Below are 16,127 nucleotides of genomic sequence, written 5' to 3'. Positions count from 1 at the left end.
TGGCGGAGGCCGGTGCGGTCGCTCCGCGTCGGTACCGGTCTCGTCGCGGCTGACGCGCGTGTCGCCTCAAGGACCTGGCTGAGGCTCGATCCCGGCCTTGGCAGGACACTGGTCAAAAGCACTCACTAGCAGGAAGCCCGGGCAGCTCCGAATGAAGCTGCCCGGACTATCCAGTCCCAATCGGAGACTCGATCCCTAGAACCCCTGAGTTCAGGACAGGGTAGTGCTACCGACACCGCGCCCAAGCGGTGTACCAGTGAAAAGAACGTCAGTGGAACTGTTTCGACAAAGCCACGATCTCCTGCGAATCTTGTACGCACTCGGTAGAGGAACCGCGACGGACGAAGACGGTACCGTTTCGGAATGACAGCTCGCGCTGTCCCGGCACCACTACACGAATAACGGAGAGGCCTTTGTAGTCGATGGTGTCAATGCTGGACAGCACTTGCGTAGCAAGAGGCTCACTGAGACCCGCACGGGAGATTTTTTCAACGAACCGCTGAACGTAGCTATCTAGAGTAATACCCTTAGCGCGGGCTTCCCGTTCGACGCCTACGACGTGATGCGGACCAACCACGACGGGAATAATCGAGTCCATCAGGCGAATACGAGCCGCGTGCGCCCCCTTGTCCGCTACGCCAAGGAAGAGATATCCATCAACTCCGGGTTTGACGTTTGCGATTGCACAAATCGTCTCCGCAAGGCGCCCAATAATCTCCCCGTCCCATTCGCGAGAGTCATCAAGTCGAAGTAGCCCTTGCTTGAATTCGTATCGCGCGGTTTCGATTTTTGACCTGCGGAGTGAATTCTCAAAGTCGAGGGCCAAACCTGCGCCATGCCCGAAAACGGGAGGAACTTTGTTCACGAAGTAGCGCTGGATCAGCCCCGTGATGGTATCGATATTAGATACGCGCTCTTCGGAGGAGGTGTAATGCTTTCCGCCCTCTAGTATCGACCCCACACCCTGCAGCGCCCCACGATCGCCGCGTAATCCTCGGGGGACTTCTGTTGCTTCACGACCAGATCAAAGAAGGCCATGAAGATCGCATAGAAGGGGGTGCGGATTGGGTTAGCACTTCCGGGGCGAACGAGATTGCGCAACCCGTTCGGCGTGGGGAGTTGGCTGTCAATGACCTCCGAAATCACCGAGAAGGTATTCTTGATCTCCGATTCCAGCCGTCTAGCTGTATTGATCACGAGCGTTGTTGACACTCGGCAGGTCTTGAACATGACGAAGACCTCCGGTGTGGTGGGAGCTGTCTAGGAACTCACCGCACGGAGGTCTTCGTGTCCCACCGTAATGCCCGGCTGACCGTCTTCGGTAGGCGACCTGTTGGTCGAGCGGGTCCGCTCGGGCCGCCCGGTCGCCCATGTCGCAGCCGAGATGGGTATATCGCGGGCCACCGCGCACAAGTGGATGCAGCGGTGGCGGGCCGAAGGTGACGCCGGCCTGGCCGACCGCTCCAGCCGGCCACGCACGACACCTCACCGGACTCCGGCCGACATCGAAGCCAAGGTCTGCGACCTGCGGCAATCCCGCAAACTGGGACCGGCGAGGATCGGCCCGATCCTGAGCCTCCCGGCCTCGACGGTCCACCGGATCCTGACCCGTCACCGGCTCCATCGGCTGGCCTGGCTCGACCGTCCGACCGGCACCGTGATCCGCCGCTACGAGCGTGAGCGGCCCGGCGAACTCCTCCACGTCGACGTCAAGAAACTCGGCCGGATCCCCAACGGCGGCGGTCACAAGGTCCTGGGCCGCCAGGCAGGCCGCGCCACCCGCAGCGGTATGGGCTTCGACTACATCCACTCCGCCGTCGACGACCACACCCGCCTCGCTTACAGCGAGGTCCACGGCGATGAGAAGGCCGCCACCTGCGCTGCCTTCCTCCGCCGGGCCGCGGCCTTCTTCACCGCGCACGGCATCGACCGCGTCGAGCGGCTCCTGACCGACAACGCCTGGCCCTACCGCAAGAGCTTCGCCTGGCAGCAGGCCCTGGCCGACCTCGGCGCCAGGGGCAAGCTCACCCGCGCCTACCGGCCGCAGACCAACGGCAAGGTCGAACGCTTCAACCGGACCCTGCTCGACGAGTGGGCCTACCTGCGGCCCTACACCTCCAACGACGAGCGAACAGCAGCCCTGGCAGACTTCCTGCACACCTACAACCACCACCGCTGCCACACCGCACTCGACGGTCACCCCCCGATCAGCCGCGTCAACAACGCTGCGGATCAATACAGCTAGCCCGCCTCTACGCTCTTGACCTGCCAATGCGCCAGGGACGCACGCGCCCTCCGGAGCCGTATGCGCGAGACGCGCTCCGCGTCAACCGGGTATGTCCGCCGCCTTCGATGCAACCGATCTGAGCGCCGCTGCACAGGGCTGCGACCGACTCGTGTCAGGCGGCAGGGAAGTTTTGATCTATACCGAAGTGTCGGGAGACTTCTTCGATGGTGAAGCGGGCGCGGAGCTTGCATGCGGAGTTCTGGTTGGCGAAGAAGCCCGTGCGCCACAATGCCTCTTCGCGTGGCACAGCACGCTCCCAAGTCACCGGGACGATCCACTCCCGAGGATCGTCCGCGCCGCTGTCTGCTCTGTCCCCGGCACGTCGATAGGTGCCTTCCAGGGAGAGATCGGACATGCGCCGGCTTTCACCCTCGTCGCTGAGGACGGCGTCCTCGAACGGTTGGGGTTCGCCGGAGACCGTGCCGACGCCCACGTATCCCGCCTTGGGGATATGCGTGAACACCCTCGCCCCGAGCGGCAGGGACCGGAGCGTCCGGGAGAACCACTCCCCGCCGCCGGCAGACACGAATCCGTAGCGGAGGGCGTCGTCCCAATTCCGGCCTCCGGCCTCATCGCCGAACGACACGTACCAATCCGACCCGTTCCACGGCTCCTGCTTGCCACGCCCCTTCGCTCCGGCCGACGGCACCACAGCCTCGGCCTCGTCCATCAACCAGGTACGGGCCAGATAGGAGCGCCCCTCGTCCTCGAAGTAGCGAAAGAAGAGCACGTTGACCGGGACCTGAAACCCAGACGCCAGGTAGGTGACGATCCGCTCCGTCGCCGCATCGATCTCACTCGCGACGATGGTGAGAGCGTGGGTCGAATTGAGCGCTTCTGGCGGAGTTCCACCGAATCGCACCGCGAACGCCTCGTCCAACTCCTCCGCCATGCCTCTGCCGCGGGCGTAGGAGGTGTAGATGTCACGGATCTGCTCATTGGTGAGCTCCTGGACCCAGGAACCGTAGTCGAGGACCTGAGCCACCACTTCCCGAGGCGTACGGTCTCGCTTGAGCTCCAGAACGTGCAGGCCTCCCTCGGCATCCATGCCCAGCAGGTCAACCACCTTCCCGTACTGGGTGAGTACCTGTCGGCCGATCAGCAGCAATGGATACCCCAGGATGCCGGGATCAGCCTCTATGAGCTCCTCAAGCCGGGACTCCAAAGGCATCGGCCGCGTAGCGACTCGCACGGGTTTGTCGTCCACACGCCACAGCCCGAACTCCAGCGGCATCGCCATCCCCCTCCGTTCCGACCACCAGGCCCAGCTGATCAGGCATGGCAACCGACAGTATGACGACGAACCCTCGTCTGCCAGTAGGCCTAGCTCGTGGTCCAGCTCCACGTGATTGCCGTTGCGATACAGCAGCGAAGTACAGCAACCAGCTCGACCACAGCTGACCGCCAACGCCCCTCGGTGGCCGCCTGATCAGTCCGCTATACCGCAATGACCCAGCGGCCGAGGGTTCAAGGCGAAGAGGTCGTGCCAGACCCGTGCCAGATCGTGCGGGGAACCATGGGGAACAGCGGGCAACCGATCGACCGCCTGCCGCGGGCCTGCGTCTCTCCGCCGCAAGTCAGGCCGGGAGCAAGCCCTAGATCTCCCCAGCTTCCCAAGCTGAGGGCTCCGGCATCGTCGCCAGAGGTCGGCCGTCGCGGCTATCTCTGGTCGACGCACCAGCAGCGCGGCGGAGGCCGGTGGGCGGCACAGTGAGGCACACGCACGCGTGGCCGGCTGGCCCCCGCCATCGTGGCTGACTGCCCGTCGGCTGATGTGCTGACGGGCCCATCGAAGGTGCCAGCCGTCAGTCGAGTGCGGCAGAGCTGGGCAGTCTCTGGGCCGTCCGACGTCGCTCGACAGTGGCCGATGAAAACCAACGACGACCATCAGGCGGGCGAGACCATGGCCCCTGAACAGGGAAGACGCAGCTCACCAAGATCCCAGGCAAAGCTCAGAGCGAGAAGTGGAATCCGCTGGCGCCGTGGTCAACGCCGGGTGCCCTGTGGAACTTGCGCTGGTCGGTGACCAAGCTGGCGCTTGTACTTCGAATCACTGCCGCAACCCATCGGCCTGTCGGCACTGCTCCGTGGGTCGTGGAGGGCACACCGTCCGCCCGGCAACTTCACTGCTCGTTACTAGTTGTTGGGGCCCGCAGCGGTGGCTCACTGTCAGTGACCCGTCGTACCATCTGGTCATCTCTGTGGATCATTCCAAGATCGGACCAACCATGCCGGACCTGACAGCCCCGCTCGATGATGCCCAGGCAGATGACCGGCTGTCCGAGCCAGGACCTGGTGCGAGCGGACGCCAAGTAGTTGGTGCTGGTTTGGAGCGCGGTGACGCCCAGGTCCAGCGCCCCGGTCAGGAACCGGCGTTCGTGACGAGAACGGTGTAGCCCGAGGACAACTCCGGGGTCACGACCGCGCACAGTTCCTCCTACAGCAGGACCTCGGCGACCTCCACCACTTCAGCCCCTGCGACTGCCGCGACCTGTTCCAGCACGACCGGCTTCCCTCGCAGAGACAATTCCAGGGTCGGATCGCCGTGCCGCAGCAGTTCGCCGAAGCAGGCACCTGCATGCGGCCTCATCGGCCTTCCCTTGGCAGGACCGTGCAGCGATCCGGGGATGTGCATTTCTCGCGCCCGGTGGAGGTGATGACGCTCTTCCTGTCCTTCGGGGCGACGATGAGCCGGTGCCCTGTGGACCGATGATCTCAGTTGCCCCTTCAGCTCGCGTCCCCCCACACGGCGTGCAGGTCCTCGCAGCGCACGGTGATCGACGCGTCAGTGAGGGCGATCTCGTGCACGCACCCCCCGTCCTCGCCCGGGAGAATCTCGTCGAGGAGCACGGTGTCGACCAGCATCCAGTCGATTGAGTGCTCATAGTCGATGGAGAAGTGCGTCACTCCTGAGTAGCTGATTCGGAGCCCGGCGTCGTGCTTCCACTGGTTCGGAGCGAAATCCAGGGTAAGCCCTCCACTTTTATCGGTAGGCACCTGGATGCCGGACAATTCCAAATCCTTTACACAACGACTGTTACCGTGCCCCAAAGCATAATGCGCCGGATCCGACGCAAATTCTCTTGCCCCAGTCGGCAGTCGATCAATGAATGTGGGGAGTTCGGCCAGGTAGCCCCTTGGATCGACGTAGAACCCGCCATCGTTCCAGACGGCCGTCACGTACTTCATTTGCAACCTTCCGCGGCGAGAGGCGGTCGCCTCCATTTATCTCCCGAAATGTCCTCGGTACCCTTCGGGCCGATGCGGCCGACTTTCCGCAACTCGTAGATGACCCGTCCCTTGATGGCATTCTCCACACCGGGCGGCACTTCGACCTCCGAGGCTTTGATGCCGTGCTTATTGAACCATCCCTGGCTGTTGAACAACCCCACTTCGCGCATGGACTTGTCGTAGACATGGATTTCGACATCCATGCCCCTGTTGCTCACCGGGAAGATGTCAGCCCGCCCCGTATACCCCTGTCCGAATTCCAGGGGATTCGGCGGGCCCTTCGGCCCCTTCCCCGCGAGGCCGAAATGGTCGCTCCAGCTCAGCGGGTTCGGTACATAGGCATGGTGATCCGGTGCGGGGACGAGGCCCAGCGGATCCGCGCTGATGTACCGCGCTGTCTCGGGATCGTAGTACCGGTGCAGGTTGTAGTGCAGACCCGTCTCGGGGTCGGCGTACTGTCCCGGGAAACGCAGCGGGCAGTCGACTGGCGACGTCGCTTCGTCCAGAGCTGGAAAGGGAGTGCCCCACAGGCTGGTACGACGTTGCCAGACCAGATCTCCTGTCGCGGAAACCAACTCCGTTGGTGTACCGAGGGAGTCAGTGACGACTGCGTGGAACTGAGTGCCTCGCTCGGGATCCGCTTCTTCCGCCAACTGCGCCAGGAACGACGTATTGGCGGCTGCCGCGGTCGACCTGTGGCGCGTCTGGGCGACCGGACGCGGGCTGTCCGGTGTGTAGTCCCAGGTTGTCACCCAGCCGTCTGCCGTGGCCTGCTCGGCCAGGCACAGGTCCTCCCAGATGAAGTCCGTACGGTCGGCGACGGAGCCGTCGCCGACGACCCGGTGTTTGGAGATGCGCCGGCCGAGCGGGTCGTACGCGTAGCGCCACTGAATTCCGTCCGGAGTGATCACCTCCGTGAGGCGGTCCTCGGCGTTCCACCTGTAGGTCCAGGTACGGGTCCGACCGTTCAGAAGCTTGCGGGTCCTGCGCACGAGGCGGCCTTCGCCATCGTGCTCATAGGAGCTGCGGCCGGCCGAGCAGACGAGCGTGCCCTCGAACCGCCGCTCACCGGGCGCCCCATGGGCCGGCGACGCGGCGTGCGTCAGGTTGCCCGCTGGGTCGTACGCGTAGGTCTCGCTCCAGCCGTGGGCGCGCGTGCGGGTGACGCGGCCCATGTCATCCAGGTCGAAGCGGCGGGTGCCCGACGTCAGCTCCCGGATTTCGGTGAGATAGCCGTCTGCTCGATGTGCGTACGTCCGATGCTGGAGGACGCGGTCAGGGGAGGCGGCGGTCAGGGTCTGCGCGGCCAGCAGACCCGCCGCGGTCCATGTCTGGGTCAGCGTTGCCTCCGTACCGATGTTGCGCTGTTCCTCCCGGCCGACAGCGTCATGGCGGAAGTCCAGGGCACCCACGGACGACCGCAGGGTGAGCGGACGCCCCGCCAGGTCGTAGGTCCATTCGGAGACCAGCCCCGAAGGTGCCGTACGCCGGGTCCGGCGACCGAGGGCATCGTGGACATAGGTGACCGTCCGACCGTTCACGGTCTCCGACAACACGCGGCCGAGCCGGTCACGCTCCAGCACGACGTCGGCATCCGCGTTAGCCGCGCGGCACAGGTTGCCGTCTGAGCCGTGGGTGAACGTGGTGACGTCACCCGTGTCGGCGTGCTGTTCCGCTACCCGGCCGAGCGGGTCCCGCACGAAGCGCAGCGTCTGTCCGGCGCCATTGGCGCGCGCGGTCAGGTTGCCGACGGCATCGCGCGTGTAGCTGAGGGTCCGGCCGTTGAAGTCCGTCTCCGCTGTCAGCCGGCCCGCGCCGTCATACGTGTACGACCAGGTCAGGCCCTGCGGGTTCGTAACGGTGGTCAGACGGAGTTCGGTGTCGTGGTCGAACGTGTACCGCGCGCCTCCCGGCCCCGTACGGGTGGCCGGCACGCCGAAGTGGCTCACCGAATGGTGGGTGGTGTTGCCAGCGATGTCCGTGTGACGAAGCAGGTGGCCCTCGGCGTCCCAAGTCCATGACTCACGCGTTCCGTTGTCCAGTTCCCGCCAGGCGGGCTTCCCTTCTGTCGTCCATCCCAGGCGCGTGGTGTGGCCGAGAGGGTCGGTCACCTCGATGACCCGGCCGAAGGAGTCGCGACGGACCGCTGTCACGTGACCCAGTTCATCCGTCAGGGTGATGGGCAGACCGGCGTCGTCGTAGGCAACCGTGCGGGTGTGTCCCAGGGCGTTCGTGATCGACGTGGCTCGGCCCGCCGCGTCGTTCGTGTACCGCGTCTCGGCGCCGAGCGGGTCCACGGTGCTGAGCAGGTTGCCCCGCTCGTCGTACGTGTGCCGCCAGACCGCCCCGCCGGGTTCGACCAGCTCCGTGGGCAGGCCGAGTGCGTTGTAGGCGGCCCGGGCCGCCGAGCCGTCGGGCAGGGTGAGTTCCGTGACGTTGCCGGCGTCGTCATAGGCGTACCGCGTGGCGTGGCCCAGGGCGTCGACAACCGTCAGAGGCTTGTCGCCGTACTCGTCCCACTCCGTGCGCGTGACGTGCCCGAGTGGGTCCGTCTCCTCCACCACCAGGCCCTCGGCGTTGTACCGGTGGACCGAGACATGGCCCTGGGAGTCGGTGTACGTCGTGGTGCGTCCCGCGACGTCGTAGGTGAGTGTTCCGGAGAGGACGCCCTCGATGCCCTCGGTACGGACCACGCGGCCGCGGTCGTCGTAGACGTACGAGAACCACGTGCCGTTGCGGTCGGTCCAGCGGGTGACGCGGCCCTCGGTGTCGTAGGTGAAGCGTAGGGGCTCGCCGCTGGAGTTGACGACCTCGGTGAGGTTGCCGGAGGTGTCGTAGACGTAGCGCATGACTACCGTGCCCTCATCAGGCGCGGGGGACGGGCGATAGCGCGAGGGCGGTTCGTCCAGCAGGCGCAGGGCCGTGATGCGCGGGCCCTGGGTGTCGACGGCCACGTAGTAACCGCCCGAGTGGCGGATACCGACCGGAATTCCCTCGTCGTCGCGGTCGACGTCGATGTGGTTGCCGTTGCGGTCGCTCCAGGATTCCAGCGCCAGGTGGAAGACGCCGAAGGTCGGGGAGGGGACGGGGGCGGCGAAAGTGCGCGTCACACCGGTCGCCGGGTCCGTGACCGTCATCGCGCCGTCCGGTTCGCCGTCCCACTCCAGGGGCCGGCGCGGGCCCTTCACCGGCATGGTCGGCACGCCCGGTTCCGGTACCGGGTACACCAGGCGCATGCCGTCCGACGCGGCGAAGACGACGCCCTCGCCGTCGATCTGGAGGCACTCGTCCAGCGTGGAGATCCAGGTCGGGCCGAAGCAGACGCCTCCCCGATAGGAGGAGAGGTGGGTGCGTGTGAACTCCAGCGGCAGACTCCCCGGCAGGGTCAGGTCGGTCTGCGTCATCAGCATGGCGCCGGTCGCCACGTCGATCGGTTCGCCCACGCAGGGAGTGCGCTCGGCGTTGCGGGCCGCCGGCCCCAGCTCGACCAGGTCCGGGCGGAGGGAGGGTGGGCGCAGCAGCAGCGGGGTGGTGTCGGCGAGGCCGCCTTCCATGCTCGCCTTCAGCAGGCCGCCGCCCGCTCCCAGGGCGCCGCCGAAGATCATGCCGTCCTTGGCGGCCTGGTTCACCTCGTCCAGGCTGAAGCCGTTCTGGAGACCGGTCACCATCTTCAGCGGCTGGGCCACGGCGAGGTCGACGGCGACCGACTCGATCCCGCCGAACGCGGCGGCGACGAGGGTGCCGGCGGCGATCTCGGCCACCGTCGTGGTGACGGCGACACCCATCGCGGCGCCGAACTCGATGACCGCGTCCGCCGCCGCGACGGCGGCACCGGAGGCGAGGCCCGCGGTGAAGAAGGCGAGCGTCACTCCGCCCGCGATCACGGCGGCGTCGATACCGATCTGCGTCCAGAGCTTGTTGATCGCGTCGTCGATGGCGTCGGCGAACTTCTCCAGCGCCTCGGCCATCCCCCGCGCGGACTTCGCGAGATCGCTCAGCCAGCCGCCGTCCTGGTCCTTGGCGTAGCGGCCCCAGAACTTCTCGAACGCCTCGATCGACTCACCGGTGTTGTTGTGGATGATCGAGGACGCGCTGCGGTGCACGGGGCCGCGGACGTCGTCCACGGCATCCGCGAAGGTGCGCCAGGCCTTCGCCACGTCGCGCAGCTTGTCGGAGTCGGCCTCGGGCCACCATAGCCCCAGCTTGAGGAGGATGTGGCGGGCCTTGTCCTCAACGCTCACCGGCACCGTCGCTCTGCTTGCCGGCCCTGACTTCCGTGAACATGCCGGCGATGAGCTGGTCGTTGTCCACGTGCCCGTCCGAGAGGTCCACCATGGCCTCGTGAATGCTCGTCAGACCGAGCACCAGAATGCCCGCCGCGCTCTCGATCTTCTTCTGCTGCGGCTTGTAGGCGTTGCCGAACTCGTCGCCCTGCTCGTCGTGGCCCCAGGGCTCGCCCAAGCCGTCCAGGGTCTGGATGAGCGTGGTCAGCGCCTTGCTCAGATCCATGGCGCCCTGGTGAAAGACCGGTGCCGCCGTCCTGATGTCGGCGGTCTTGATGTCCAGCACCTTGCCGGGCACCTTGCCGTCCCCCATGGCTGTCGCCTCCCCCGGTTCACGGCTGCGGCTTCCGACCATAGGGCAGCCGGGTAAAGGAAATGCCATGGCGACAGCCTGCGCGCGTAAGGGTGCCCGGCGGGTGTTCGTCTCCGAGTCCTCCTGCCGGCTGGCCGTGACGGCGTTCCTGGGAGCGGGTGGGTGATCGCCTCGTCAGGCGGGGAGATGAACAAGGGGGGCCGCGGTGATGCGGCCCCGTGCCTCCGGCGGAACTCTGACTCGAACGGGTGACGTGTAGGCGTGCAGGGTCCTTCGGGCGCACGCCTGGGAGCCATCTGGGAGCTGACCCGCTCACCGAAGCCCTCCCAGGCCACCCGAACGGATACGCAGTGGAGTCACACTCGGCCTCGGAGAACGCCAGCTTCACGCGTCCGAGGGACGCTGATCCCGCGTGCCAGTGGCCGGGTGTTGATTCAGTCCGTTGGATTCCGCCTGAGCCGTGGGGCGTTGAGCCGTAGACTTCGGCGGTCGACGGCGACGAGGCCCCGCCGTTGGGCGCGCCCGCGGGGAGGAGATCGCATGCAGGACCCTTCGGCCTCGATGGAGAACGCCGAGCCTGAAGAGAGTGGCCGGAGCGGTACCGCCGACTCACCTGTGTCGGACGATCCGGTGTCCACCTCGGACGCCGACTCGACGACGGCGTCGACGGTCCTCGCGGAGGTGATTCCAGGGGTGGCTCTCGTCGCCGGTGAAATTCCGCCGGAAATGAAGCCCGATCTGATCGACTTCGGGATCGTGCCGGCTTCCGACCGCAAGCAGATCTCAGCGGTCCTCGCCTCGCTCGGGAACGCGGCTACCGTGGCCTGCAATCTCGGAAACGCGTTCGCCAGCGTGCAGGGGCTCTACAGGATCGGCGACACGGCACAGGCCCTGCTGAAGAGCGGCGCGACGCTGGCCGTCAAGGACGGGGGGAACCTCGGAGCGGTGGTGGTTCCCGGCCGCATCCTGCACCAGGCCCGCTTCTACTCCGTGAACACGGTGAGCAAGGCGCAGACCGCGGCCTCGATCGGGCCGGCGCTGGTCGTCACGGATCGCCGCGTCATCACGGCCAGGTCGAACGGATTCCTTGAGCAGGCCGAGATCCGTCAGGACATCCCGGTCGACCAAGTGCGATACGTCCGAGCAACAGCCACGCAGGACAGAAGCGCACGCTTGGCGATCGACCTCATCACGCGCGACGAGAACATCCGGTGGCTCTTCCATGCCGACGTGGACAACACTCAGGTGGACGCGCTCGCGGCCGTGCTTGCCGAGTCGATGACGATCCCGGACGTTGAACGCGATGAGCTGCAACGGCGGCGCCGTGCTCCCATCGAGGCGAACAGGACGAGCGAAAGTTCCGCCACGAGGTCTACCGAGCCGACCGAATCCGAGCCCACCACCCGCGATGTCGAGTAGCCCCGGCCGGAATGACCAGTTCTCGGTTACGGACCGGCGCGCTCTGCGGCAGCCGGTGCACCTCGTGACTCAGAAGCGCCCTTGACCGAGGTCTACGCGGGCTGTTCCGTTGGGGAAGATGTGGTGTCGTACTCGGGGGTTGCCTTCGTGACCGGGTCAGTTGGCAGTACGTGGTGTCCTCTCGGCGGCACCAGCCGGGAATCGGCCGCTCTCCTGGTTGCCGAGGCCTTCGCATGAGACTCCGGCGCGGGATCGCGATCGCCGTCGTCGCCGGTGGCGGCGCTGTAACCACCCTGCTGGTCGGGCTCGTCACGAACGCGGTGTCCGATGAGTCGCGGTGGCCCGGCTGGCTGGGGTGGTTACAGGCGCACGCCTGGTTCTCGTTCGTCGTGCTTGGCGTGACGATGGCGGGGTTGACGGCCTTGCTCGCCGGGCTCTCCGAGGCTCGGCCGCCCACGCCGCCCAGCCGACCGGAGGATGGGGCGGGGCCACCGGGAGCCGCCCAGGTGCTGCGTTCGTTGCCGCGTGACACCGCCGCGTTCACCGACCGTGCCGCGGAGCTGGAGCGGCTGGTGGTCTCGGTCCGGGCCGCACAGCAGCGCGGCGAGGGGCTGCCCGTTCACGTGATCGACGGCATGCCAGGCGTTGGCAAGACGACCTTCGCCGTGCACGCCGGTCACCTTCTCTCGGAGCGGTTCCCCGACGGACAGCTCTTCGTCAATCTGAACGGGCACACACCGGGACGTACCCCCGTGCAGGCCAGCGAGGCGCTCGCCTCGCTTCTCGCGGCCACCGGCGTGCCGACGCAGCAGATTCCCATCGGTGACGACGTCGGAGCGGTCACGGAGGCCCGGGCCGCCATGTGGCGGAGCAGCCTCGCGGACAAGAAGGCGCTGCTGATCCTCGACAACGCGGCCAGCTACCGCCAGCTGGAGCCGCTGCTCCCCGGTGGGAGCGGGTGCCTGGTGTTGGTGACCAGTCGCAAACGGCTGGTGTCGAGCGAGGAGGTGGTCATGTCGGTGGACGCGCTGCCACCTGATCACGCGGTCGACCTCTTCGTGCGGCTCAGCGGGCGGCCGACCGACGCCCTCGGCCGGGATGTGGTGCACGAGCTGGTGCGGCTGTGCGGGTGTCTGCCGCTGGGAGTGTCGCTCCTGGCTGCACGCTTGCGGCACCATCCGTCCTGGACCGTCGAAGACCTGCGCGGGCGACTGGTGGCGGCACAGGACCGCCTGGCGGAGCTGCGTGCCGGAGAACGCGCCGTCACCGCGACATTTGATCTCTCCTACCGAGATCTCGCACCGGAGCGGCGGCGCTTCCTCCGGCGTCTCGGTTTCTTCCCCGGCACCGATCTCGACGCGCATATCGGTGCGGCTCTGGGCGGGGACTCGGTCGTGGTGGCCCGTCGGCACCTCGAGGCTCTCTACGACGACCACCTGATCGACGAGCAACCGGGCAGTCGCTACCGGCTGCACGATCTTCTGCGCGACTACGCTCGCGGTCTCGCCGCCGAGGGAGACGACATGGACCACGTACTGGCCGTCCAGCGCGTGTGCGCCTACTACCTGGCCGCTCTCGCCGTCGCGAACGGGCACATCGTGCGCAGCGGAGCCGCCGTGCCTCCGGCGCCGGACGGCACCTGGCAGCTGGAGACACCAGGCCTGCACTCACGGGCGGAGGCCCTGAGCTGGCTGGAGACCGAGCGGGCCAACATCCTGGCCTGCGTCCGGCGGGCGAACGGCCTCGCCCTGTACGACCTCGTCGTCCGGCTCGCCGCGGCCATGGCGCCCTTCCTGCGCCAGGCCGGCCCCTGGGATCAGGCCGTCGGGCTCCACCGGACCGCCGCCGAGGCCACTCGCCACACCGGCGACCAGCAGGCCCGTGGCGACGCTCTCGCCGAACTCGGCGTCGTACGCCGATTCATGGCTGCCTACCCGCACGCGATCGAGGCCCTGAACGAGGCCGTGATGGCGTACGAAGCCGTCAACGACCGGCGCGGCAAGGCGGACGCACTCAACCAACTCGGCATCGTCTGGTTCCTGACCGCGGACAACGAGGACGCGGCCCGCGCGCAGACCGAGGCCCTCGCCCTCTACCGGGAGCTGGGATACCGGCTCGGACAGGCGAACGCGCTTGCCGATCTCGGCATGACACGCCGGCAGATGAGCCGGTTCGACGCCGCGGTGGAGGCGCAGAGTGAGGCCCTTGCGCTCTACCGGGAACTCGGTGACCGGTACGGGGAGGCGAACTCCCTGCGGGACCTCGGCGTCGTGCACTGCCTCATGGGCGCGTACGGCCTGGCCACCCGCCACCACCAGGAAGCGTTCGACATCTACCTGGAGCTGGACGACCGTGTGCACCAGGCTTACGCACTGAACGAGCTGGGTGTCGTCCGACGGCTGACCGGGGACATCGAGGGAGCTCGGACCGCACACGGCCAGGCCCTGACACACTTCACCGAGCTCGGCGAGCGGTTCGGCCGCGCGACCAGCATCCGCCACCTCGGTGTCGTGGACAGCATTTCCGGGGACGCGACAGACGCGATCAGCCTTCTTGAAGAAGCCCTGGATGCCTACCGCGAGCTCGGCAGCCGCGGGGGTGAGGCCGCCGCGCTGAGCGAGCTGGGCGTGGCGCGCGGCCTCGTCGGTGAGGTCGGCGGCGCGGTCCAGGCGTTCCAACGCGGTGTGGATATTCTGCGGGCCCTGGGCGACCGGTGCGGCGAGGCGGAGGTACTGAACCACTGGGGGATGCTGTTGTTCACCTCTGGTGAACCCACGGCCGCCCGGCGGCACTTTCGTCACGCGCTCGCACTCGCGCGGGACATCCGATGCCCGTTGCAGGAGGCGCGGGCGCTGGAAGGCATCGGCCGCTGCGACTGGTCGGTTGAAGGGCCCGACCAGGGCTCGGGCCCGCTGCGGGCCGCCGTGACGGTGTACCGACGGTTGGGAGTGAGCGCGGCGGTGGACGACATCGAGCGATTGCTGGTGTCCAGGTCCGGATGATGCCGACCATGTGGCCGGATCTCCAGTGCCGGGTGGGTGATCGTGGATGCTACGTTTCCAGCCGATCTGTCGCCTCAGCCCATCGCGTCGTGCCGCCGCCGGCACGTATCCACGAGGAGCGTTGGATGCCGTCACTCACGTCCGTCACCAAGGCGTGCACCGTCACGCCCGTCAGCTCGGCGTCCGCGGAGCCGGGGACGGCCGACCCCGCCGTCCTGGACCGAGTGGCCGCCCGTGTCCGGCAGCGGCTGGAGGCCGAGGAGGACACGACGGGAAGGGTCGGCGACGGTTCCCACGCGGCCTCGCTCATCTGGCCCTGGCTGTCGTAAGCGCATCCACTCGATGACAGAATCCGAAGGCCCGGCTCCCTTCCGGACGTTCATCCTGAAGGTCGCCAATCGCTGCAACATCGACTGCGACTACTGCTTCGTCTTCAACTCCAGGGACCAGGTGGCGCGGCGCCTGCCCGCCCGAATGGACCTCGCTGTGGCCCGGGCTGCGGCCCGACGGATCGGCGAGCACGCTTCCGCGCACCGCCTTCGGACCGTCCATGTCGTACTGCACGGCGGGGAGCCGCTTCTCGCCGGCATCGGACACATGGCCGATCTGCTGGAGACCGTCCGGGGCGGGGTGCCGGCCGGGACCCGGGTCCTCTTCGGACTCCAGACCAATGGGACGCTTCTGTCCGGGGCGTGGCTGGACCTCTTTGAACGGTACGAGGTCGCGGTGGGCGTCAGCCTCGACGGTCCGCCGGGTGCGAACGACCGGCATCGGCTGACCCACGCCGGACGGTCGAGCGCCGCCTCCGCCGTGCTCGGCATCGAACTGCTGCGGTCGCGGCCACACCTCTTCGCGGGTCTGCTCGCCGTCGTCGACCCCGCCAACGACCCCGTAGAGGTCCACGACTACCTGGCGGCATTCGAGCCGCCAGTGATCGACTTCGGCCTGCCGCACGCGACGCACGACGACCCGCCGCACCGCTCCGACTCGAGCGTGCCCGAGTACGGGCTGTGGATGAGCCGGGTGTACGACGCCTGGCTCGCCCGGCCTGAGCACAGGCACAGCGTCCGGATGCTGGAGGACATCGTGGCCCTCAGCTCTGGTGTGCGCGGCTCGGTGGAGACACTCGGCCTGGCCCCGCCGACCAGTGTCGTGATCGAGTCCGACGGCTCGATCGAGGCCGTCGACACCCTGAGATCGGTCGCGGAGGGTGCCTCCTGGCTCGGGCTCGACGTCCTTGGCCACTCCCTCGACGAAGCGCTGGCGCATCCGAAGCTGTCGCACCGGCGGCACGGCAAGGAGGCGCTCGCCGCACAGTGCCGTGCCTGCCCCCTTGTGGAGGTGTGCGGCGGTGGGTACCTCCCGCACCGCTTCAGCGAAGCCAAGGGCTACCGGAACCCGTCCGTCTACTGCGCAGACCTTGAGTACCTCATCCGGCACGTCCAGGTCTCACTGCGGCAGCACGGCTGGAACCCCTGGGCGCAGGCAGGATCGTCGCCATAGACCCATGTGCCGTACCACCATGGGGGATCACGCGCTGGAACGAACGAGTGCAGCAGCGACCGAAGCTACCGAGGAACGACAGGAGGCGC

The 16,127-nt window shown here is 67.3% G+C and carries 10 protein-coding genes and 2 pseudogenes; 5 read left to right on the top strand and 7 right to left on the bottom strand.

The annotated features are described in order from the left end of the window. Positions 1–268: 268 nt before the first annotated feature. Both ACZ4K2_RS27320 and ACZ4K2_RS27315 read right to left on the bottom strand, forming a co-directional pair. The gene (locus ACZ4K2_RS27320) at positions 269–961 is read right to left on the bottom strand and encodes an ATP-binding protein (RefSeq protein ID WP_467468072.1); all 693 of its coding nucleotides are present in this window, start codon (positions 959–961) and stop codon (positions 269–271) included. Continuing rightward, positions 946–1,230, bottom strand: a complete 285-nt coding sequence (locus tag ACZ4K2_RS27315) for a hypothetical protein (protein WP_467468074.1) — start codon at positions 1,228–1,230, stop codon at positions 946–948. Before ACZ4K2_RS27315 ends, ACZ4K2_RS27320 begins: the two co-directional genes overlap by 16 nt. A gap of 57 nt (positions 1,231–1,287) precedes the next feature. Here ACZ4K2_RS27315 and ACZ4K2_RS27310 point away from each other — a divergent pair. Continuing rightward, positions 1,288–2,245 (top strand): annotated as a pseudogene (locus ACZ4K2_RS27310) (IS481 family transposase). A gap of 154 nt (positions 2,246–2,399) precedes the next feature. Here the strand turns inward: ACZ4K2_RS27310 and ACZ4K2_RS27305 are convergent. The 5 genes and pseudogenes from ACZ4K2_RS27305 to ACZ4K2_RS27285 form a co-directional block, all read right to left on the bottom strand. After that, positions 2,400–3,527 carry an endonuclease NucS domain-containing protein gene (locus ACZ4K2_RS27305; RefSeq protein ID WP_467468076.1) on the bottom strand — a complete coding sequence of 376 codons (1,128 nt, stop codon included), beginning with the start codon at positions 3,525–3,527 and terminating at the stop codon, positions 2,400–2,402. 1,122 nt (positions 3,528–4,649) lie between these two features. Beyond that, positions 4,650–4,826 (bottom strand): annotated as a pseudogene (locus ACZ4K2_RS27300) (JmjC domain-containing protein); the annotation flags it as partial. A 188-nt stretch (positions 4,827–5,014) separates the two neighbouring features. Further along, on the bottom strand, positions 5,015–5,476 hold the full coding sequence (locus ACZ4K2_RS27295; protein ID WP_467468078.1) for a hypothetical protein: 462 nt from the start codon (positions 5,474–5,476) through the stop codon (positions 5,015–5,017). Then, on the bottom strand, positions 5,473–9,759 hold the full coding sequence (locus tag ACZ4K2_RS27290; protein WP_467468080.1) for a DUF6531 domain-containing protein: 4,287 nt from the start codon (positions 9,757–9,759) through the stop codon (positions 5,473–5,475). The genes ACZ4K2_RS27295 and ACZ4K2_RS27290 overlap by 4 nt, the downstream gene beginning before the upstream one ends. Then, entirely contained in the window at positions 9,749–10,114 is a 366-nt protein-coding gene (locus ACZ4K2_RS27285) for a hypothetical protein (protein ID WP_467468081.1), read from the bottom strand. Before ACZ4K2_RS27285 ends, ACZ4K2_RS27290 begins: the two co-directional genes overlap by 11 nt. 540 nt (positions 10,115–10,654) lie before the next feature. Here ACZ4K2_RS27285 and ACZ4K2_RS27280 point away from each other — a divergent pair. The 4 genes from ACZ4K2_RS27280 to ACZ4K2_RS27265 all read left to right on the top strand — a co-directional run bounded on the left by ACZ4K2_RS27280 (position 10,655) and on the right by ACZ4K2_RS27265 (position 16,038). Further along, positions 10,655–11,533 carry a hypothetical protein gene (locus tag ACZ4K2_RS27280; RefSeq protein WP_467468083.1) on the top strand — a complete coding sequence of 293 codons (879 nt, stop codon included), beginning with the start codon at positions 10,655–10,657 and terminating at the stop codon, positions 11,531–11,533. Positions 11,534–11,766: 233 nt separating this feature from the next. After that, a complete protein-coding gene (gene haaT, locus ACZ4K2_RS27275; protein ID WP_467468085.1) occupies positions 11,767–14,535 on the top strand; it encodes a cyclophane-containing RiPP biosynthesis TPR protein HaaT in 2,769 nt (922 codons plus the stop codon). Between the two features lie 125 nt (positions 14,536–14,660). Further along, a complete protein-coding gene (haaA, locus tag ACZ4K2_RS27270) occupies positions 14,661–14,864 on the top strand; it encodes a HaaA family cyclophane-containing RiPP peptide (protein ID WP_467468087.1) in 204 nt (67 codons plus the stop codon). A gap of 13 nt (positions 14,865–14,877) precedes the next feature. Beyond that, complete coding sequence (locus ACZ4K2_RS27265) at positions 14,878–16,038, top strand: FxsB family cyclophane-forming radical SAM/SPASM peptide maturase (RefSeq protein ID WP_467468089.1); 1,161 nt, start codon at positions 14,878–14,880, stop codon at positions 16,036–16,038. The last annotated feature ends 89 nt before the right edge of the window (positions 16,039–16,127 follow it).

This window comes from Streptomyces sp. NPDC025833 (assembly GCF_055558055.1).
The sequence above is the reverse complement of the archived record's forward strand: the minus strand, read 5'-3'. Positions and strand labels throughout refer to the sequence as shown.